Here is an 18,899-nt window from a genome sequence, read left to right as displayed (position 1 = left end):
CGGGCTTTCCTCCGGGCGCTTCCCTTCGGTCTTGCGTTTCCGACTCTATCAGACCGTTTCCGGCTCCGATTTCCTCGGTGCTTTCCAGGTTTCCGCTTTCGCGTTTCCCTTTCCGGCGGTTCCGACTTTATCAGAAGTTTTGGGCCGGACTTACCGGCGTCATTTCTGAATCATCGGGAGTGGCTTCCCGGAAATCGATTGTCTCCGGAAGCAGATAGAAACTAACCGCTGCCACCGGACGTGTCCAGTTCTAGGCAACTGTTCAAATCTACCTCCCCACAGGTCCCGTGTCAACAGGTCCCCTGGGGCGAAGAGGAGACTAGCAGCTCAGCGACGGCGAACGCACATCAGGCGGCGGTCGGGACAGTGGCGCTGCGTTCGGCGGCCTCGACGTCACCGGTCTCACCGGAGCGTGCCGCACGGCCGCCCAGGACGTAGACGTACGCGAGGAACGCCAGCTCAGCGACGACGCCGATGCTTATTCGGGCCCAGGTCGGCAGGCCGGAGGGGGTGACGAAGCCTTCGATGGCCCCGGAGACGAAGAGCACCAGGGCGAGGCCGATGGCCATGCCCAGGGCCGCCCGGCCCTCCTCGGCCAGGGCGATACGGCGGGACCGCGGGCCCGGGTCGATCAGGGTCCAGCCGAGGCGCAGACCCGTGCCGGCCGCGACGAAGACGGCGGTCAGCTCCAGCAGGCCGTGCGGAAGGATCAGGCCGAGGAACGTGTCGAAGCGCCCGGCCGACGACATCAGACCGATGCCGACCCCCAGGTTGAGCATGTTCTGGAAGAGGATCCACAGGACGGGAAGTCCCAGGAAGACGCCGAGGACCAGGCACATCGCGGCGGCCTGGGCGTTGTTCGTCCAGACCTGGGCTGCGAAGGATGCCGCCGGGTGACTGGAGTAGTAGGTCTCGTACTCTCCACCGGGACGGGTGAGTTCGCGCAGCTCGCCGGGGGCCGCGATCGAGGACTGGACCTCGGGGTGCGTACCGATCCACCACCCTAGGAGGGCTGCGACCACCGTGGAGAGCAGCGCCGTGGGGACCCACCAGTGCCGACAGCGGTAGACGGCGGCGGGAAAGCCGTGGGTCAGGAAGCGGGTGACGTCGCGCCAGGAGGCGCGGCGGGTGCCGGTCACCGCACTGCGCGCGCGTGCCACCAGCTGGCTCAGTCGTCCGGTCAGCTGAGGGTCCGGTGCGCTGGACTGGATCAGGGAGAGGTGGGTGGCGGTGCGTTGGTAGAGGGTGACCAGCTCGTCGGCCTCGGCGCCGTTCAGGCGGCGCTGACGGCCGAGCAGGGCTTCGAGGCGGTCCCACTCGGCGCGGTGGGCGGACACGAAGACGTCGAGGTCCATCGGTTCTGCTGCTCCTCGTCCTCTCGTACTGCGTGTCAGCTTGTCGTACCGCGGCGCGATGCGCCCTCAGCTTGGCAGACTGGCGGTTCTCGGGGCAGGTCAGGGAAGGGCGGCGCGTGTGAGTGAGCTGGTGACGGGCGAGGCGGTGGCGCTGGAGTTGCGCCCCGCGAAACTCCCGAGCCGAGGCCTGGCGGTGTTGCTCGACCTGATCGCGGCCATGGTCGTCTACGTCCTGGTGACCGTCGTCCTGGTGATCTCCACCGCGAGCCTGGACGAGGCGGCGCAGATGGCTGTCTCGATCGGCTCCTTCCTTCTTGTGCTGGTCGGCGGGCCCATCGCGGTGGAGACGCTCAGCCACGGGCGCTCGCTCGGGAAACTGGCGTGCGGGCTGCGGGTGGTGCGCGACGACGGGGGCCCGATCCGGTTCCGGCACGCGCTGGTGCGGGGTGCGGTAGGTGTCGTCGAGATCCTGCTGACGTTCGGGGTCGTCGCGTGCATCGCCTCGCTCGTCTCGGCGCGGGGGCGGCGGCTCGGTGACGTGTTCGCCGGGACGCTGGTCGTGCGGGAGCGGGTGCCTGCCGGGCGGGCGGCCTTCGTGCCCCCGCCGCCGCCCTGGCTGGTGGGCCGCTTCTCCGAGCTGGACCTCTCCGCCGTCCCCGACGGGTTGTGGCTCGCCGTCCGTCAGTACCTGACGCGGATGCGGCAGCTGGACCCGCAGGTCGGCTGGGTGATGGCGCAGCGGCTCGCCGGGGATCTCGCGTCGTGCACGGGTACCGCGGTGCCGCAGGGGGTTCCCCCGGCCGCCTATCTGGCGGCGGTGGTGCACGAGCGGCAGGCGCGGGAGGTCCGCCGGGTGTTCGGCGGGGGCGGCGCCATGGGCGGGAGGCCGGGTGTGAGCACCGGTGCGGCCGTGCCGGGGGCCTATCCGGCAGCGGCCGGTCCGGTGATGACGAGCGGGCCGGGCCCGGCCTTCCCCCCTGTCGAACAGCCGGGCCGGCCCGTGTGGCCCGCCGACCGGCCGGGACAGCCCGTACCGCCCGTCGAACAGCCGGGGCGGCCCGTACCGCACGCCGGCCGGCCGGGACAGCCCTGGGCCGGTGCCGAACAGCCGAACGGGCACCAAGGCCCCTCCGAGCGTCATGGCAGGGAATCCGGCCGGACCGGCACCGGATCCGAGCAACCCGCCACCGGCTTCGCTCCGCCCGCCTGACCGTCCCGTCGCAGCCCGGCGGCCTCGGGCCCTCCCCCGGGCCCGAGGCCCGTCCCGCACTCCGTCCCCGCCGCGTCAGGCGAACGACGACGGCGGTGTCTCCAGGTGTTCCAGCTCGATGCCGGGCGCGGCCAGGACCACGTCGCCGGCGAGGTGAACGGCGCTCTGCTCGCCGGTGTCCAGGGCTGTGACCTGGTAGTTGTCCACCGTCAGCGGGCCGTTGTCAGTGGCGTGTGCTTCTCTCGAAATCAAGGCCCAGGACTGGTCGAGGGTGCGGGGGGCCAGGACCGGGTCGGTGAAGGCGACGAGGCGTACGCGCGTCGCGGAGGCACCGGGGGTGAGGCGCAGCAGACGAGCGGTGGCGACGAGGAACGCCGGGGAGGTCCCGGCGAAGGCGTGGGCGGGGACATTGCCTTCGGTGGCCTCCGTGCCGGCGGGGTCGGTGCGGACCCAGGTGACGCCGTCGAGCGCGGCGCCGCGGACCTGCCAGCTCGCGGCGTGCAGTTCGAGCCGAATGGGGCGGCCGAGGTCGTCGAGGGTGAGGTCGACGGAGCCGGCGTGGTCGCCGGAGGGGGTGGTGAGCTGGGAGACGTAGCGCCAGCCGGAGGGGCCGGGCGCGCAGTGGAAGTGTTCTTCGGCGAGGGGGGTGTGATCGTGCGGGTCGTGGAGCGAATAGCGGCCGCGGGGCATGGGGGTCCTGGATCCTCCGGGATCGGTCCGGCAACGGACAGGCCCCCGGCACCGGGGTGCGGGGGCCTGCCTGGGACCTGTTGCTGGTCGGCGCGTCAGTGCGCGGGCGCGCTCACCAGGTACTGAGGCGTGGGCTCAGTAGCGGTAGTGGTCCGACTTGAACGGGCCGTCGACCTCGACACCGATGTACGCGGCCTGCTCGGGGCGGAGCTTGGTGAGCTTCACGCCGAGCGCGTCGAGGTGGAGACGGGCGACCTTCTCGTCGAGGTGCTTGGGGAGCACGTAGACGTCGGTCGGGTACTCGTCGGGCTTGGTGAACAGCTCGATCTGGGCCAGCGTCTGGTCCGCGAAGGAGTTGGACATGACGAACGACGGGTGACCGGTCGCGTTGCCCAGGTTCAGCAGGCGGCCCTCGGACAGGACGATGAGCACCTTGCCGTCGGGGAAGGTCCAGGTGTGGACCTGCGGCTTGACCTCGTCCTTGACGATGCCGGGGATGCGGGCGAGGCCGGCCATGTCGATCTCGTTGTCGAAGTGGCCGATGTTGCCCACGATCGCCTGGTGCTTCATCTTGGCCATGTCGGCGGCCATGATGATGTCCTTGTTGCCCGTCGTGGTGACGAAGATGTCGGCCTGCTCGACGACGTCGTCGAGGGTGGTGACCTGGTAGCCGTCCATCGCCGCCTGCAGGGCGCAGATCGGGTCGATCTCGGTGATGATCACGCGGGCGCCCTGGCCGCGCAGGGACTCCGCGCAGCCCTTGCCCACGTCGCCGTAGCCGCAGACGACGGCGGTCTTGCCGCCGATGAGGACGTCGGTGGCGCGGTTGATGCCGTCGATCAGGGAGTGCCGGCAGCCGTACTTGTTGTCGAACTTCGACTTGGTCACGGCGTCGTTCACGTTGATCGCCGGGAACAGCAGGGTGCCGTCGCGGTGCATCTCGTACAGGCGGTGGACGCCGGTCGTGGTCTCCTCGGTCACGCCGCGGATCTCCGAGGCGAGCTGGGTCCACTTCTGCGAGCCGTCGGTGATGGTGCGGTGCAGCAGCTCGAGGACGGCGTGGTGCTCCTCGGACTCGGCGGTGTCGAGCGAGGGGACCTTGCCGGCCTTCTCGTACTCGACGCCCTTGTGGACGAGGAGGGTGGCGTCACCGCCGTCGTCCAGGATCATGTTCGGGCCGCCGCTGGTGGTGTTCGGCCAGGTCAGGGCCTGCTCCGTGCACCACCAGTACTCCTCGAGGGTCTCGCCCTTCCAGGCGAAGACCGGGACGCCCTGCGGGTTCTCGGGCGTGCCGTTCGGGCCGACCGCGATGGCGGCGGCGGCGTGGTCCTGGGTGGAGAAGATGTTGCAGGAGGCCCAGCGGACCTCGGCGCCCAGGGCGACCAGCGTCTCGATGAGGACGGCGGTCTGCACCGTCATGTGCAGGGAGCCGGTGACACGGGCGCCCGCCAGGGGCTGCGTCTCGGCGTACTCCTTGCGGATCGACATCAGGCCGGGCATCTCGTGCTCGGCGAGGGTGATCTCCTTGCGGCCGAAAGCGGCCAGGGAGAGATCGGCGACCTTGAAGTCCTGTCGGTTGTCGACAGTGGTCATAAGGAGCTGCTCCTCGGAGGTTGGGGCGAGGTGGGTACGGCTGGTCTGCGCGGCGTCGGGCACACGCCTGCCCGAGGGGGTCACGGGCATGCCGCGGTGCGCGCAGCGCAGTCCGTCGGAGGCCCTCTCTCCCTCGGCCGGCCCTCGTGGGGCCGCCCGACCGCCATCAGCAGCGACGTCTGGCTCGGTCACCAAGCTACACCGGTGGGCCCGGCGGCCCCAGTCCGCCTCCGTCCGCGGCCGGTCCGCACCCGGCGGAGCGGCGGCGGGCAGCGCCCGTCCCGGCCGTGGTTCCGGCCGCCCGGCCACGGCGAACAGGAGCGGAGGGCGTCGGTCCCGGCGGGAAGCAAAACGGACGGCGCCCGCCCCGAATTATTCGGGGCGGGCGCCGTCCGTCGCGGTGTCAGTGCTCGGTGACCTGGGCCGGTCCGCCGGGCGTCGCCTCGCGGTCCGGGCCCTTGACGGCCTCGGCCTCGCTGTAGATGTCCGGCTCCAGGTAGATGACGCGGGCGATCGGGACCGCCTCGCGGATGCGGGCCTCGGCGGCGTTGATGGCGGAGGCCACCTCTCCGGCCGTCTCGTCGTGCTCGACGGCGATCTTCGCGGCGACCAGGAGTTCCTCGGGGCCCAGGTGGAGCGTGCGCATGTGGATGATGCCGGTGACCGTGCTGCTGTCGACGAGGGCCGTCTCGATCTTCTTGACCGTGTCCAGACCGGCGGCCTCGCCGAGCAGCAGGGACTTGGTCTCGGCCGCGAGCACGAGCGCGATCAGGATGAGCAGGATGCCGATGCAGAGGGTGCCGACGCCGTCCCAGACGCCGTTGCCGGTGGCGAGGGCGAGGCCGACACCGCCGAGCGCCAGGACCAGGCCGACCAGCGCGCCGAAGTCCTCCAGCAGGACGACCGGCAGCTCGGGCGCCTTGGCGTGGCGGATGAACTGCTTCCACGAGTCGTTTCCGCGGTGCGGGTTGGACTCCTTGATGGCGGTGCGGAAGGAGAAGCCCTCGGCGATGATCGCGAAGACCAGGACGCCCACGGGCCAGTACCAGTTCTCCAGCTCGTGCGGGTGCCTGATCTTCTCGTAGCCCTCGTAGAGCGCGAACATGCCGCCGACCGAGAAGAGGACGATGGAGACGAGGAAGGCGTAGATGTAGCGCTCGCGCCCGTAGCCGAAGGGGTGCTGGGGGGTCGCTTCGCGCTGGGCCTTCTTGCCGCCGACCAGGAGCAGGGCCTGGTTGCCGGAGTCGGCGAGCGAGTGCACGGACTCGGCGAGCATCGAGGACGACCCGCTGAAGAGGAACGCCACGAACTTCGATGCCGCGATCGCGAGGTTGGCGCCGAGTGCCGCCACGATCGCCTTGTTGCCGCCTGACGCGCTCATGTGTCCGGGGTGTCCCTTCGCCCTCTGCCAGTCACCGGGCCTTTGCCCGCCCTTTGCGATGGGCCATTGTTGCAGCCCGCTCCGACTAGTGCCCGTCAGACCGTCGCCCGAACGCGATCAGGCGACGACGGTCGCCCGGAAGACCGTGCCCGGCCCGGACACTTCGGCCGCTTCGCCGGCCGGTACGAACACGGACTCGCCCGGTGACAGCGTGAACCCGCCGGCCCGCACGGAACCGGCCGTGCACAGCAGGATCTGCGGGGTCGCGCGGGTGAGGTCGTGCGGGGCGGTGTTCTCGGGCAGCACGTACCGCGAGAGGCGGAACTCGTCGATGGGGGTCGCGTAGACCTCCTCGCCGTCCGGGGAGGCCTCCGGGCGCAGTACGCCGGGCTCGCTCGCCTCGAAGCGGACGATGCGCAGGAGTTCCGGGACGTCGACGTGCTTGGGGGTGAGGCCGCAGCGCAGCACGTTGTCCGAGTTGGCCATGATCTCGACGCCGAGTCCGTCGAGGTAGGCGTGCGGGACGCCGGCGCCGAGGAACAGGGCCTCGCCGGGCTGCAGCCGGACGTGGTTGAGAAGCATCGCGGCGATGACGCCGGGGTCGCCCGGGTAGTGGTGGGCGATGTCCGCGTACGGGGCGTGGTCGCCGCCGAGGCGGGCGCAGGCGGCCGCGGCCTCGGTGACGGTGTGGGCCATCTCCTCGCGGTCGGCGGTGAGGAGAGCCGTCAGCACCTCGCGCAGGGCGGCCTCCTCGGGGTGGGCGTGCAGGAGGTCGACGTACGGCTTGAGCGAGTCCACTTCCAGGGCGGCGAGCAGTCGGGCGGCCGCGCCGGGGGCACGGAAGCCGCACAGCCCGTCGAACTCCGTGAGGGCGCAGATCAGTTCGGGCTTGTGGTTGGCGTCCTTGTAGTTGCGGTGGCCCGCGTCGATCGGGATGCCGCGGGTCTGCTCGTCCTGGTAACCGGCCTTCGCCTGCGCGAGGTCGGGGTGCACCTGGAGGGACAGGGGGGCGCCGGCGGCGAGGATCTTCAGCAGGAACGGCAGACGGGGACCGAACTTGGCGACGGCCGCCGGGCCCAGTTCCTGCTCGGGAGCCGCCTCGACGACCTTGTCGAGGGGGCCGCGCGGAGTGCGGGAGGGAGCGCCCGGGTGGGCTCCCATCCACATCTCCGCCTGCGGTTCCCCGGTCGGCTCCGCGCCGAGCAGCCGCGGGATGGCGGTGGTCGAACCCCAGGCGTAGGGGCGGACGGTGTTGTCGAGGCGGTCCATCGCGTGTCTTCTCCGTACGTACGCTGCTCAGCGGGCGCCGGCCGTCAGGCGCGGGTCTTCATGTGCGGGCGGGTCGCCGGGGGCGGACGGCCGGACCCGTGCCGTCGGGGCACGCCCGGTCACCCGGGCACCGCGGCGTGGTCAAGATCAGGCCCTCGAAGCGAGCGCGAGGTAAACGGCGGCGAAATCCGTGATGGCGATCAGTTCGGCGAGGGTCTCCAGCTCGCTTCCCTCCTCCGGTTCGAGCTCGCTGATCGCGGTGTCGTGGCCGAGGGCCAGTTCGCGGGCGGCCGGGGCCGCGCTGAGGCCGCCGGTGGGCCGGTCGCGGAGCAGCACCACGCGGGCGTGCAGGGCCTGTTGCTCCTCGACCCGGTCACGGAAGAAGTCCTCGGGGTCGGCACCGGCGGCGAGCGCCCCGGCGAGCAGGACGCTGTGGGAGGCGAGAGCCTCGGGCAGTTCGGCGGTGAGCGCGGGGCGGCCCGCCAGTTCGGCGAGCGCGGCCGTGAACCGGCGGCCAGCGGGGCCCGCGGAGATGCCTTCCGTCCAGATCACCGGGAGCGCGTCGGACAGCTCGCTGGCGAGCGTCTTGGCGGGGTTGCTGTACGTCGCGGTGGCCGGGCCGCAGCGCTCGGCCACGCGGTCGAGCCGGTCGGCGACCTTGTGCAGCGCCTCGGGCGGGGCGGAGAGCAGGCCGGTGCGGTCCAGGAGGGCGAGAAGCGGAGTGAGCAGCGCCCACAGGACGCCGGGGGCGGAGGCCGTCAGCGGTTCGTTCGGTTCGTACGGGGCGGTCGCCATCGGTACGAACAGGCCGTGTGTGCCGTCCACCGACTCGGTCAGCGCCGATCTGGGCGGGGCGACGGCGGCGACGGTGCAGCCCCGGCGGTAGGCCTGTTCGGCCAGGAGCGACAGGCCGGGCTCCGAGCCGTCGGGCGTGGCGATCAGGAGCAGGTCGACGGAGCCTGCCCAGCCGGGGAGCTCCCAGCGCAGAGCGCCCGCGGCGGGGGCGACGCCGACGGGTGTGAGCCGGGTGACGGGGCAGCTCGCGCCGGCGAGGGTACCGAGCAGCTCGGCGACACCGGTGGCGGCCATGCCGGGGCCCGCGATCAGGACGCCCCGTGGGCGGCCCTCCGGTTTCAGGTCCGGGATCCCCGCCTCGGTGGCGTGCCGGACGGCGGTGCGGACGCGGGCACCGGCGTCGGCCGCGCCGCGGAGCAGTTCGCGCCGGTCGACGCGGGTCAGCGTTTCGGGGTCGTCGAGCAGCGATTCGTCGAACATGGGACGGCAGCTCCGATCACCGGTGTGTCACCGGTCCGTCGTTTACGCGGGGCGGCGGGCCTCGTCGACGAGGAGTACGGGGATGCCGTCCCGGACGGGGTAGGCGAGGCCGCAGTCCTGGCCGGTGCAGACCAGCTCGCTCTCCTGCTCCGTGAGCGGGGCGTGGCAGGCCGGGCAGGCGAGGATCTCCAGGAGGCCGGCTTCGAGCGGCATGGGGTGTCCTTCCGAACAGGTGGATGCGGCCTGGTCAGGGTACCGCCGCGGGCGACGGGGCGGGGGCGTGGATCCGAACCCCGTCGCGTGGCCGGAACGGTATCCGGCTGCCGACTGCCGGTGCCGGATACCGGTGCCGGATGCCGGCGCCGACTGCCAGTACCGGATGCCGGCGCCGACTGCCAGTACCGGATGCCGGTGCCGACTGCCAGTACCGGATGCCGTCAGCCGGGCGGTTGGACCCGGCGACGGAACCCGTCGGCCGCACCGGCCCCGGGGAGGACCGAGGGGCGCCGGGCCGGCGGGTCAGCCCCTGATGATCTCCAGGACCTCGTCCCGCACCTGCGCCATGGTCGGCTCGTCGCGTGCCTCCGCGTTCAGGCGCAGGAGCGGCTCCGTGTTGGACGGGCGGACGTTGAACCACCAGTCGGCGGCCGTGACCGTGAGGCCGTCGAGTTCGTCGAGGGTGACGCCCTCGCGGCCCTCGTACGCGGTCCTGATCGCGGTGAGCCGGGCCGTCTGGTCGTCGACGGTGGAGTTGATCTCGCCGGACCCGGCGTAGCGGTCGTACTGGGCGACGAGGCCGGAGAGCGGGCCGTCCTGGCCGCCGAGCGCGGCGAGGACGTGCAGCGCGGCCAGCATGCCGGTGTCCGCGTTCCAGAAGTCGCGGAAGTAGTAGTGCGCGGAGTGCTCGCCGCCGAAGATCGCGCCGGTCTTCGCCATCTGCTCCTTGATGAAGGAGTGGCCGACGCGGGTGCGGACCGGCTTGCCGCCGTTCTCCCGGACGACCTCGGGCACCGACCAGGAGGTGATCAGGTTGTGAATGACCGTGCCGCCTGGGTGCTTGGCCAGCTCGCGGGAGGCGACCAGGGCGGTGATCGCGGACGGCGGGACGGGGTCGCCGTGCTCGTCGACCACGAAGCAGCGGTCGGCGTCACCGTCGAAGGCGAGCCCGAGGTCGGCGCCCTCCTCGCGGACGCGCTTCTGGAGGTCGACGAGGTTCTTCGCGTCGAGCGGGTTGGCCTCGTGGTTCGGGAACGTGCCGTCCAGCTCGAAGTACATCGGGACGAGTTCCAGCGGGAGGCCTGCGAACACGGTGGGAACGGTGTGCCCGCCCATGCCGTTGCCCGCGTCGACGACGACCTTCAGCGGGCGGACGGTGGTCAGGTCGACGAGGCCGCGGAGGTGCGCCGCGTAGTCCTCCAGGGTGTCGCGCCGGGTGATCGTCCCCGGTGCGGCGTCCGAGGTGGGTGCGCCGGAGTCGGTCCAGGACTCGACGAGAGCGCGGATCTCGCCGAGGCCCGTGTCCTGGCCGACGGGGGCCGCGCCCGCCCGGCACATCTTGATGCCGTTGTACCGGGCGGGATTGTGCGAGGCCGTGAACATGGCGCCGGGCAGGTCGAGGGCGCCCGACGCGTAGTAGAGCTGGTCGGTCGAGCACAGGCCGATCTCGGTGACGTCGACGCCGAGCGCCGCGGCACCGCGCGCGAAGGCGCGCGAGAGACCGGGCGACGAGGGCCTCATGTCGTGACCGATCACGATCGCGTCCGCGCCGGTCACCCGGGCGAAGGCCGCCCCGAACAGCTCGGCCAGCGGCTCGTCCCACTGGTCGGGGACGACTCCGCGGATGTCGTACGCCTTCACGACCTGCGACAGATCAGCAGCCACGGGCAACCCTCCTGGAATTCGAGCAGTGCCCTCAAACTACCCGCCCGAACCGATCATCCGCTGGGAAGGGGCCGAGCGGGCGCATGCCCACTGACCTCAAGGCTCGGGGCAGTCGCCGTGCTCCGCCCCGCATGACCGGACGGATGGCCGGACGTGCCGGCGGAAGGGTCCCGGGACGGGTGCGCGGACCGTGAAGAGCGGGCGGCGCGGCCTCAGTTGTCGGGTGAGCGCAGCACCCGCAGGTGGCCGCGGCGCGCGACCTCCATCGGGTCCGCGGTGCGCGGGCCGCCGCCGGCCTCCGCCGTGCGCTGCTGCGGGCGGGCCGCCTCGCGGACCGCGTTGGCGAGCGCCTCGAGGTCGTCGCCGCTGGGGCGGGAGGGGGCCGACCCGTCGGACAGCCGGACGACCTCCCAGCCGCGGGGCGCGGTGAGGCGTGCGGAGTGCTCCGCGCACAGGTCGTAGCAGTGGGGTTCGGCGTAGGTGGCGAGCGGGCCGAGGACCGCGGTCGAGTCGGCGTAGACGTACGTCAGCGTCGCGACGGCGGGACGGCCGCAAGCGGTGCGCGAACAGCGACGTACAGGGCTCACGACGTTGGACGGTACCGCACTCTTGAGCGGGCCGCGACGACTCTCCCCCGGGTCGACCCACCGTGTCGTGCTGTGAGGCGGCTCACTTCGATCTCTGAACACCCCTGTCTGACCTGGGAGTACACCGTCCGGCGCGCGGCGGGCCCGAAGAGGATCCGGTCATCACCCGGTGCAAACCACGCCAATTGCCACGAGGCCGACGGTCACGGAACGATACGGAATCGAGCCCAAGCTTGGCTGGAATGGTCATCCCGCGACATGCCGCGCCGTCTCCGGACAGCGCGTGGAGCCCGGCGCGCGGCCCCGGCGGGGACTACGCTTCGTCAGTGATGGACAACCCCGTACCGCCCCGCGCCTCCGCGCCCGGGCCCCGCCGCCGCGACCGTCACGGCCGGGGCATGCGCGGCCCCGTCGCGCCGCCCCAGGTGCCCCTCGCCGCGAGCCGCGCCGAGGTGTTCGCGGATCTGGTGCAGGACTCCGTGGAGCGCCTGGAGCGACGCTGGCCGCAGCTCGCCGAGATCGACTTCATGGTCCTGGAGGTGCCGCGCCTCGACGCGCCGGGCGAGAGCTGGAACGAGGAAGCGGTCCCCCTCGGCGGGACGATCCCGGCGCACGAGGGCCGTCACGCGCGCGTGGTCGTCTACCGGCGGCCGGTCGAGATCCGCTCCAAGAGCCGCGACGAGCGCGCCGCCCTGGTCCACGAGATCGTCGTGGAGCAGGTGGCGGAGATCCTCGGGCTGACGCCGGAGACCGTGGATCCCCGGTACGGCGAGGACTGACCGCCCTCCGCCGCCGACCGGGACGCTCACTGCTTCTGCAACACCGACAGATCCTGCTCGGCCCGGGGCACCGCGACCGTCCCGCGGTCGTCCGGAAGGGTCTGCACGGTGAACGCCGGCACCCCCTCGACCGGGGCCTCCAGCGTCCGGGAGGCGTAGACCGAGCCGCCGGAGAGCGGCTCCACCGTCAGCGCGTACCTGCCCCTGAGGCCGCTCGGGACGGGCGCGGCCACGTTCTGCGTGGTGCCGCCCTTGACCGTGAACGTCTTCGTCACCGCCTTGCCGCCCTCGCTGCCCGCGGACGCGGTGACCCTGACCTCGGCCGTGCGGCCCGGGGCGGCCAGGGCGAGCGTGGTGCCCTTGGCCCGGTTGTCGGCGACCGTCGCGCGCGCGGCGACCGGGGCGGTGGCGGGGATGAACGCGGTCTCCCGCTTGTCGCCCCTGCCGCGCACCACCCGCAGGGCGGCGACCACCGGCACCGGGTCGCCGCCGGCCGTCAGCACCAGGGAGCCCGCTTCCCCGCGCGTGACGTCGCCGAGGTCGACGGCGGCTGTCATGCCCGCCTTGACGTGCAGCGTCTCGTGCCCGGCGGGGGTGATCGAACCGGACGGCGAGGCCAGCCGCACCTTCAGATCGGCGTCGGTGTCGCCGGGGGTGAAGGCGATGAGCCGCACGGACGTGGCGTCCTTGGGGATGCCCGGCAGGACGAGACCGGCCGCCGGGTCCGCGGCGGCCGGGAGCCAGTCCCCGCCGAGCTTGTCGTCCAGGGCCTGGACGGCCGCGGCGACGCGGCCGCTGCGGACCGTCACGTGCACGGTCAGATCGGTCTGCGGCGCGTCGGTGAGGGTGGACAGCAGGATCGCCTCGCCGGAGTGCGGCTGGACCGTGATGCCCTCCCCCACCGTGGACTTGAGGGCGCCGTCCTTGCCGTACAGCTCGATGTCGGCGACCGCTGCCGAGTCGTCCGGGTTGGTCAGGTGCACGTAGTCGGTGCGGTCGTCGCCGGTACCGGCACCCGGGAACCAGAACTCGGTGTCCGGGGCGGTGCAGTCGGCACCGAGCAGACCGCGGCCGATGCCCGCGGCGACCTCGGTGGTCTGCTGGACGGCCCACCCCGGCGCGAACGCGCCCTCCGCGGTGCCGACGAGGGCGGACCCGTCGGCACCGGAGGCGTCGGCGGTGACCGGCTTGCCGGGCTCCTTCGGCGACAGGACGGGCTCGGCCTCCCGCTTCTCCTTCTTCTCGTCGCCCTTGGCGTTTTCCCCGGACTTCCCGGCCGCCGGGCGGAGTTCGGCCCGGCCGCCGCTGCCGGTGCCCTTGGACACGGGCGTGAAGGACGTGTACGCGGTCTCGGCGAGGTCGGAGGTGCTGGGCTGCGGGCAGAGCAGGCTGGTGCGCTCGACGGGCAGCCGGGCGGCCGACTTCGCGGTGTCACCGCCCGAGGCGTCGGGCGCGGTGAGCGCGGCGAAACCGGTGACGGCGGCGAGGGCGGTGGTGCCCGCGATCAGGGACAGGGTGGTGCGCTTCACTGCTGGCTCCCGTCGGGGCGCTCACTGTCGGTGCCGTGGGGCGGCTGCTGCGGCATCGGGGGCTGTTGCGCCGGGTCGTAGCCGGGGTCGTAGCCCTGGTGGTACGCCGGGTCGTAGCCCGCCGAGCCGTCGTACGCGTACGGGTCGTACTGGCCGCTCTGGTAGGGGTCGGCCTGGTACGGCTGCTCGTACGCGTCCGCCGGGTACTGCTGCGGGGTGCCCTGGTACTGCTCACCGCCGTAACCGCCGTACTCCGCGCCCGCGTAGCCCGCGTCGTCCCACTCGCCGTACGTCTGCTGCTGCGGGACGGCGGCCGGGATCTCCTCCGGGGCCTGCGCCTGGGCCGGGACGGCGGAGTCGTCCTGGCCGGACTGCTCCGCACCGGCCTCGGCCTGGGCGCGCAGCCGGCGGGCGCGGCGGCCCTCGCCGGTGATCTCCTGGGCGGGCACGACGAGTTCCTCCTCGGGGAGGTCGTCGTCGACGTCCCGGCGCCGGCCGGGCAGGGCGAGGACCACGAGGACGACGGCGAGCGCGCCCTGCGTCCACAGCCACGCGGTGTGCCCCACGGGCGCGTCGAAGGTGACGTCCAGCCTGCCGCCGGTGGCGGGCAGTTCGAAGCCCTGGGCCCAGCCGTCGACCGTGGTGGGGGTGAGCGGCTTCCCGTCCAGGGTGGCCGTCCAGCCCGCGTCGGCCGTGTCCGCGAGGCGCAGGACGCGGCCCGCCGCACCCGCGGGGAGGGTCGCGTGCACGTCGACGGGGCCGGCGGCGACGGCCTGCGGTTCGCCGGACCTCGGCACGACGGCCACGCGGGAGACCTGACGGTCCACCCGCCACAGCGCGCTGCCGTCCCGCTGGCTGAGCCTGCTGAGGCCGGGCGTCGCGTCAAGGACGCGGCTGACCTCGCGGGGCGCGCCCTTGCGGACGAGCACGTAGCGCACGGCGAAGCCGCCGAGTTCGTCGGCCTGGTCGGCGCCGGAACCGGCCACCAGGTTGGCGACGACCTTGCCGAGCTTGCCGTTCTCACCGTCCGCGGCGGCGAGTTCACCGTCGCCCAGGCGGGCACCGGAGCCACGGACCAGGGTGTAGCCCACGCGGGCGGCGCTGTCGCTGTCGAGCACGAGGGTGCGGGCCTGGTCGCGGGTGCCGCTCTCCTCCGCGACGAACGCCGGCACCTGCACCGGGTCGCGGCGCTCCACCGGTCCGTCGGCGCCGCGGATCATCCAGCCCGCGGCGACGAGCAGCGGACCGGCCGCCGCGGTGAAGGCGATGAGTGCGGCCACCGGCTGACGCCAGCCGAAGCTCTGCTCGGCCACCCGCGCGCGTGCCCCGTCGGCGCCGATCGCGGCGGCGCCGAGGAGGGCGATGCCGTACACGAGGGTGGCGGGTCCGGCCCAGGCCGAGCCGTTCGACAGCACGGCGAAGACGAGGGCGACCAGGGCGACGGCCCAGGCCGACCGGGCCGCCCGCTGCCGCTCGGAGCGCAGCAGGGCGGCCAGCGCGGCCAGCACGATGCCGGTCAGCATGAGTCCGCTGACCGTGCCGGGGCCGCCCGGGCTCGCGCCGAGCAGATCGAGCGGGGAGGCGGCGCTCCCGCCGTACTCCAGGCCGGCCTCCCGGAAGAAGCCGGACGGGAACAGCGACAGCGACCAGGGGGCGAGCACCAGCAGGGGCGTGCCGAGCTGGGCCAGGAAACGCGGTCCGTAGGCGGCGATCTCCCCGCGGCGCACCACGAGGAGGGCGAGGCCGAGGACCAGCGCGATGGGCCACACGATCGGCGTGAAGGCGGTGGTGAGGGTCAGCAGCAGGGCGTACGCCCAGGTGGCGCGCCAGCCGCCGCGCCCGCCGGAGGGGTGGGCGAGGCCGCTCGCCGCGATGCCCGCGCGCGCGATGAGCGGCAGCAGGACCGCGAGGACGGCGGTGCCGATGCGGCCGCCGGCGAGCGCGCCGGTGGCGGCGGGCAGGAAGGCGTAGGCGACGGACGCCCAGGCGCGCAGCAGCCGCGAGGCGACCAGGGGCCGCGAGGCGAAGTACGCCGCGAAGCCGGCCAGGGGCACGGAGCCGACGAGGAGCACGGTGACCGCGAGCCCGGTGGAGCCGAGCAGCACACTGGCGAGCATGGCGACGAGGGCGAGATAGGGCGGCGCGGACTGTGTGCCGCCGGTGCCCACGGTGTGCCAGCCGTCGAGATAGCGCGACCACAGCGCGGAGGAGTCGGCGGGCGCGGGCAGCAGTGCGCCGCCCGCGAGCGCGCCACCGCCGAACAGCTCGCGGCAGGCGATGAGCGAGACGAACAGCAGGACCACGAAGAGCATCGGGCCGGGCTTGCGCGCTGCGCGCTTGAGCCGGGCGAACTGCTCGACCTCCAGGAAGTCGGCGTCGTCACCGCCCGGTCCCGACTCGACCGCGCCGCCGTGCCGTCCGGCGCCGGTGGCCGCCTCGGCGTCGGAGCGGTTGACGAGACTGCCGGCGGCCTGCTCGACGGTGGCGCGCACGGTGGCGCCGGGCGGCGGGAACAGCGCCCGCAGTTCGCCCTTGTCGGCCTGCGCGGTGCCGCGTCTGCGTCGGCCCGCGACGATCCGCTCCGGCCGCAGCAGGGTGCCCAGGAGACCGCGGATCTCGTCGACGGCCTGGCCGGGGACCTTGCCGACCAGATACGCGACGGTGCGCACCAGGGTGCCGAACACGAGCCGGAAGAGGATCCAGGGCAGCTGTGCGGTACGGGCGTTGACGAGGAGGGTGTAGGCGGCGCCCGCCTTGTCGACCTTGTGCGGGGACGCGGAGGTGCGGCCCACGCAGTCGACGGTGCGGCGCTCGCGGGAGGCGGCCTCCGCGTGCCGGACGACGGCATCGGGGGCGACGAGGACGCGGTGTCCGGCGGCCTGGGCGCGCCAGCACAAGTCGACGTCGTCGCGCATGAGGGGCAGCCGGCGGTCGAATCCGCCGAGCTCCTCGAAGACGTCACGCCGGATCAGCATGCCGGCGGTGGACACGGAAAGGACCTGCCGTACGTGGTCGTGCTGGCCCTGGTCCTGCTCGCGGCGGTCCAGGCCGGTCCAGCGGCGGCCCGAGTGGGCGATGGTGACGCCGACCTCCAGGAGCTGCCTGCGGTCGTACCAGCCGCGGAGCTTGGGGCCGACGACGGCCACGTCCCTGCCGAGCTCCAGCTCGTTCTCCACGACGCGCAGGAGCTGGGCGAGGGCGTCCGGCTCGGGGGCGCTGTCGTCGTGCAGCAGCCACAGCCACTGACGGGGTTCGCCGTGCGGGAACTCGGGCAGGTCGTACGCGTCGTCGCGCCAGGTGCGGCTGACGGGGTCCCAGCCGCTGGGGCGCTTCAGGTAGGGAAGGTCGTCCGGGGTGAGCACGCCCGCGGTCCTGGAGACCTCCTCGACGGCCTGGCCGAAGCCGGTGCGCCGGGCGAGGTGCAGCACCCGGTCGGCGCCGAGCGCGTCGGTGAGGAGCTGGGCGGAGTCGTCCCCGCTGCCGGTGTCGGCCGCGACCGCGTTCTGCACGGGGCGCTCCTGGCCGAGCAGCCCGGCGAGCGCCTCGGGCAGCCAGCGGGCGCCGTCGTGGGAGACGAGCACCGCGGTCACCACGTGACGCGGGAACTCGGGCGGGCGGGCCGGGTCGGACGGCGCGGTGGCAGCGCCGTACTGGCCTGCGGGGTGACTGTGCACGGACATCGAGGTACGGGCCCCGGTTCGCTGGACTGCGGTGGACGTCTGTGTCCGGCGGGGACAGCGGGACGTCTCGGACGAGGGCCCACACTAACGGCTGAGCAGCACAGCGGCCCGCCGCCTGTGGACAACCCACGTGCGACGGGCCGGTCGTGACGTATGCGTACGGAGGACTCGGCGGGGTTCGGTCAGACCGCGGCCTTCTTCAGCCGTCTGCGCTCCCGTTCGGACAGGCCGCCCCAGATGCCGAATCGCTCGTCGTTGGCGAGCGCGTACTCGAGGCATTCGGAGCGGACCTCGCAGGCGAGGCAGACCTTCTTGGCCTCACGGGTGGAGCCGCCCTTCTCGGGAAAGAAGGACTCGGGGTCGGTCTGGGCGCACAGCGCCCGCTCCTGCCAGCCGAGTTCCTCTTCCGCGTCGTCGACCAGCAGTTGCTCCACCAGCTCGGTCATGTGCGCCCCTCGTCCGTCTTTCGCGTCCCCGTGCTGCTGTCGTTACCGATTTCGGCTGAACGACACGAGTGAAATTACAAGTGTGCCGATCCGGGCCAGTCAAGCCGAGATCTGCTATTGGGCCCCTTATTCACTCTGCGGAACCAAGGCTATGCGGAAAGTGTTCAAATCGGCATAAACGTGACACGCGGCGCGGACCCGCACCCGACCTCGGCCCCCACGGGGGATGACGTCCAGGAGTTCGATCCCGTTCCGACACGAACGCCGAAGCGAACTTGATCACAGTTGGATCACGGGTCCGCGGCGAGGTTTGTGCTTCCGGCTGTGCGCCATGTGTCCGGGGATGCGGGTGAACAAACCTTTCACCTTTCGGATGGACCGGATGAGGTGAAACATCTCCCACATGGCGGACACGAAGTTGACAGTCCTGGTGTGAGCCGATGTCCTAGTGGGCATGCTCGCGAACTCGGCACTCACCTCGACCCGCACCGCCGGGTCCCACGGTGCTGCCCGCGCTCGCTGCAGCTGTTGCTGTCCCAGCTGTTGAGCCCTACCGCGCTCCGGCTGCCTCGCCGCACCGAGGCGACTGTCCGCCTCCACAGGGGCACCCCCTCCCGTCCGTGATCCGGACGGAAACCGTCTGCGACACCCCAGCACTCTCCCGCCGAGGAACCACCGCACCCATGAACAGTGACAGCGACCTCCAGATCGCCGGCGACATCCTCGAAGTCCCGCACCTGCTCCAGCCGCCTCGCGAGCACCCCGCCACCGTGGCCGAGTTCGCCGGCCTCGCCCGGACCATCGCCGGGGACCGCTCCCAGTGGGCGCACCTCGTCCGGTACGACACCACGACCCGCTGGTACTCCCGGCTGCGGACGGGCCCCGGTTACGAGGTGTGGCTCCTGTCCTGGGTGCCGGGCCAGGGCAGCGGGCTGCACGACCACGGCCCTTCGTCGGGCGTCCTGACGGTCCTGGAGGGCGCACTGACCGAGCGCACCGAGCGGGGCGTGCGCGCCCTGGGCGCGGGCGCGCAGCGGGTCTTCGCTCCCGGCTACGTCCACGAGGTCGTCAACGCCACGCTCGAACCCGCCGTCAGCCTGCACATCTACTACCCGGGCCTGACCGAGATGCCGATGCACGCCGTTCAGTGCGCCGGGCGGGCCGCGCACGACGCGGAGGATGCCGTAACCGCCTGACACGTTGTCGCATCCGCCTGCAAGACTG

15 protein-coding genes are annotated in these 18,899 nt (G+C 72.7%); 3 read left to right on the top strand and 12 right to left on the bottom strand.

Features of this window, described 5'->3' with window-relative positions; all coding sequences use genetic code 11:
* Nucleotides 1-347: 347 nt before the first annotated feature.
* A complete protein-coding gene (locus tag AC0ZLC_RS30745) occupies nucleotides 348-1,355 on the bottom strand; it encodes a stage II sporulation protein M (protein ID WP_476755208.1) in 1,008 nt (335 codons plus the stop codon).
* A gap of 118 nt (nucleotides 1,356-1,473) precedes the next feature.
* On the opposite strand from AC0ZLC_RS30745, the gene AC0ZLC_RS30740 reads away from it, so the two are divergent.
* The gene (locus AC0ZLC_RS30740) at nucleotides 1,474-2,565 is read left to right on the top strand and encodes an RDD family protein (RefSeq protein WP_476755207.1); all 1,092 of its coding nucleotides are present in this window, start codon (nucleotides 1,474-1,476) and stop codon (nucleotides 2,563-2,565) included.
* 75 nt (nucleotides 2,566-2,640) lie between these two features.
* On the opposite strand, the gene AC0ZLC_RS30735 is transcribed toward AC0ZLC_RS30740, so the two are convergent.
* From AC0ZLC_RS30735 to AC0ZLC_RS30700, 8 genes are all read right to left on the bottom strand, one after another.
* Nucleotides 2,641-3,255, bottom strand: coding sequence for a hypothetical protein (locus tag AC0ZLC_RS30735; RefSeq protein ID WP_476755206.1), 615 nt, complete (start codon nucleotides 3,253-3,255; stop codon nucleotides 2,641-2,643).
* 135 nt (nucleotides 3,256-3,390) lie between these two features.
* Nucleotides 3,391-4,848, bottom strand: a complete 1,458-nt coding sequence (ahcY, locus tag AC0ZLC_RS30730) for an adenosylhomocysteinase (RefSeq protein WP_476755205.1) — start codon at nucleotides 4,846-4,848, stop codon at nucleotides 3,391-3,393.
* A 403-nt stretch (nucleotides 4,849-5,251) separates the two neighbouring features.
* A complete protein-coding gene (locus AC0ZLC_RS30725; RefSeq protein WP_476755204.1) occupies nucleotides 5,252-6,229 on the bottom strand; it encodes a cation diffusion facilitator family transporter in 978 nt (325 codons plus the stop codon).
* A 117-nt stretch (nucleotides 6,230-6,346) separates the two neighbouring features.
* Nucleotides 6,347-7,498, bottom strand: a complete 1,152-nt coding sequence (gene manA, locus AC0ZLC_RS30720; protein ID WP_476755203.1) for a mannose-6-phosphate isomerase, class I — start codon at nucleotides 7,496-7,498, stop codon at nucleotides 6,347-6,349.
* Between the two features lie 147 nt (nucleotides 7,499-7,645).
* A complete protein-coding gene (locus tag AC0ZLC_RS30715) occupies nucleotides 7,646-8,773 on the bottom strand; it encodes an SIS domain-containing protein (RefSeq protein ID WP_476755202.1) in 1,128 nt (375 codons plus the stop codon).
* 42 nt (nucleotides 8,774-8,815) lie between these two features.
* Nucleotides 8,816-8,986, bottom strand: a complete 171-nt coding sequence (locus AC0ZLC_RS30710) for a Trm112 family protein (protein WP_121402559.1) — start codon at nucleotides 8,984-8,986, stop codon at nucleotides 8,816-8,818.
* A gap of 306 nt (nucleotides 8,987-9,292) precedes the next feature.
* Complete coding sequence (locus AC0ZLC_RS30705; RefSeq protein ID WP_476755201.1) at nucleotides 9,293-10,654, bottom strand: phosphomannomutase/phosphoglucomutase; 1,362 nt, start codon at nucleotides 10,652-10,654, stop codon at nucleotides 9,293-9,295.
* A gap of 212 nt (nucleotides 10,655-10,866) precedes the next feature.
* Nucleotides 10,867-11,241 (bottom strand): DUF3499 domain-containing protein, encoded by a 375-nt coding sequence (locus tag AC0ZLC_RS30700; RefSeq protein WP_388788255.1) that lies wholly within the window; start codon nucleotides 11,239-11,241, stop codon nucleotides 10,867-10,869.
* A gap of 329 nt (nucleotides 11,242-11,570) precedes the next feature.
* On the opposite strand from AC0ZLC_RS30700, the gene AC0ZLC_RS30695 reads away from it, so the two are divergent.
* Nucleotides 11,571-12,020 (top strand): metallopeptidase family protein, encoded by a 450-nt coding sequence (locus tag AC0ZLC_RS30695; protein ID WP_476755215.1) that lies wholly within the window; start codon nucleotides 11,571-11,573, stop codon nucleotides 12,018-12,020.
* A gap of 26 nt (nucleotides 12,021-12,046) precedes the next feature.
* Here AC0ZLC_RS30695 and AC0ZLC_RS30690 read toward each other — a convergent pair whose 3' ends face one another.
* The 3 genes from AC0ZLC_RS30690 to AC0ZLC_RS30680 form a co-directional block, all read right to left on the bottom strand.
* Nucleotides 12,047-13,549 (bottom strand): DUF5719 family protein, encoded by a 1,503-nt coding sequence (locus AC0ZLC_RS30690; RefSeq protein WP_476755200.1) that lies wholly within the window; start codon nucleotides 13,547-13,549, stop codon nucleotides 12,047-12,049.
* Complete coding sequence (locus AC0ZLC_RS30685; RefSeq protein WP_476755199.1) at nucleotides 13,546-17,229, bottom strand: glycosyltransferase family 2 protein; 3,684 nt, start codon at nucleotides 17,227-17,229, stop codon at nucleotides 13,546-13,548. Before AC0ZLC_RS30685 ends, AC0ZLC_RS30690 begins: the two co-directional genes overlap by 4 nt.
* A gap of 182 nt (nucleotides 17,230-17,411) precedes the next feature.
* Nucleotides 17,412-17,675 (bottom strand): WhiB family transcriptional regulator, encoded by a 264-nt coding sequence (locus AC0ZLC_RS30680; protein ID WP_350903911.1) that lies wholly within the window; start codon nucleotides 17,673-17,675, stop codon nucleotides 17,412-17,414.
* Nucleotides 17,676-18,358: 683 nt separating this feature from the next.
* Here AC0ZLC_RS30680 and AC0ZLC_RS30675 point away from each other — a divergent pair.
* Nucleotides 18,359-18,871, top strand: coding sequence for a cysteine dioxygenase (locus AC0ZLC_RS30675; RefSeq protein ID WP_476755198.1), 513 nt, complete (start codon nucleotides 18,359-18,361; stop codon nucleotides 18,869-18,871).
* The last annotated feature ends 28 nt before the right edge of the window (nucleotides 18,872-18,899 follow it).

Source organism: Streptomyces sp. GLSS-08 (assembly GCF_056387915.1).
The sequence above is the reverse complement of the archived record's forward strand: the minus strand, read 5'-3'. Positions and strand labels throughout refer to the sequence as shown.

Excerpts from the sequence above, each read along its gene's own strand:
- AC0ZLC_RS30710 (WP_121402559.1), bottom strand. The coding sequence starts at position 8,986 with ATGCCGCTCGAAGCCGGCCTCCTGGAGATCCTCGCCTGCCCGGCCTGC.
- AC0ZLC_RS30685 (WP_476755199.1), bottom strand. The coding sequence starts at position 17,229 with ATGTCCGTGCACAGTCACCCCGCAGGCCAGTACGGCGCTGCCACCGCG.
- AC0ZLC_RS30735 (WP_476755206.1), bottom strand. The coding sequence starts at position 3,255 with ATGCCCCGCGGCCGCTATTCGCTCCACGACCCGCACGATCACACCCCC.
- AC0ZLC_RS30680 (WP_350903911.1), bottom strand. The coding sequence starts at position 17,675 with ATGACCGAGCTGGTGGAGCAACTGCTGGTCGACGACGCGGAAGAGGAA.
- AC0ZLC_RS30675 (WP_476755198.1), top strand. The coding sequence starts at position 18,359 with ATGAACAGTGACAGCGACCTCCAGATCGCCGGCGACATCCTCGAAGTC.
- ahcY (WP_476755205.1), bottom strand. The coding sequence starts at position 4,848 with ATGACCACTGTCGACAACCGACAGGACTTCAAGGTCGCCGATCTCTCC.
- manA (WP_476755203.1), bottom strand. The coding sequence starts at position 7,498 with ATGGACCGCCTCGACAACACCGTCCGCCCCTACGCCTGGGGTTCGACC.
- AC0ZLC_RS30715 (WP_476755202.1), bottom strand. The coding sequence starts at position 8,773 with ATGTTCGACGAATCGCTGCTCGACGACCCCGAAACGCTGACCCGCGTC.
- AC0ZLC_RS30725 (WP_476755204.1), bottom strand. The coding sequence starts at position 6,229 with ATGAGCGCGTCAGGCGGCAACAAGGCGATCGTGGCGGCACTCGGCGCC.
- AC0ZLC_RS30695 (WP_476755215.1), top strand. The coding sequence starts at position 11,571 with ATGGACAACCCCGTACCGCCCCGCGCCTCCGCGCCCGGGCCCCGCCGC.
- AC0ZLC_RS30745 (WP_476755208.1), bottom strand. The coding sequence starts at position 1,355 with ATGGACCTCGACGTCTTCGTGTCCGCCCACCGCGCCGAGTGGGACCGC.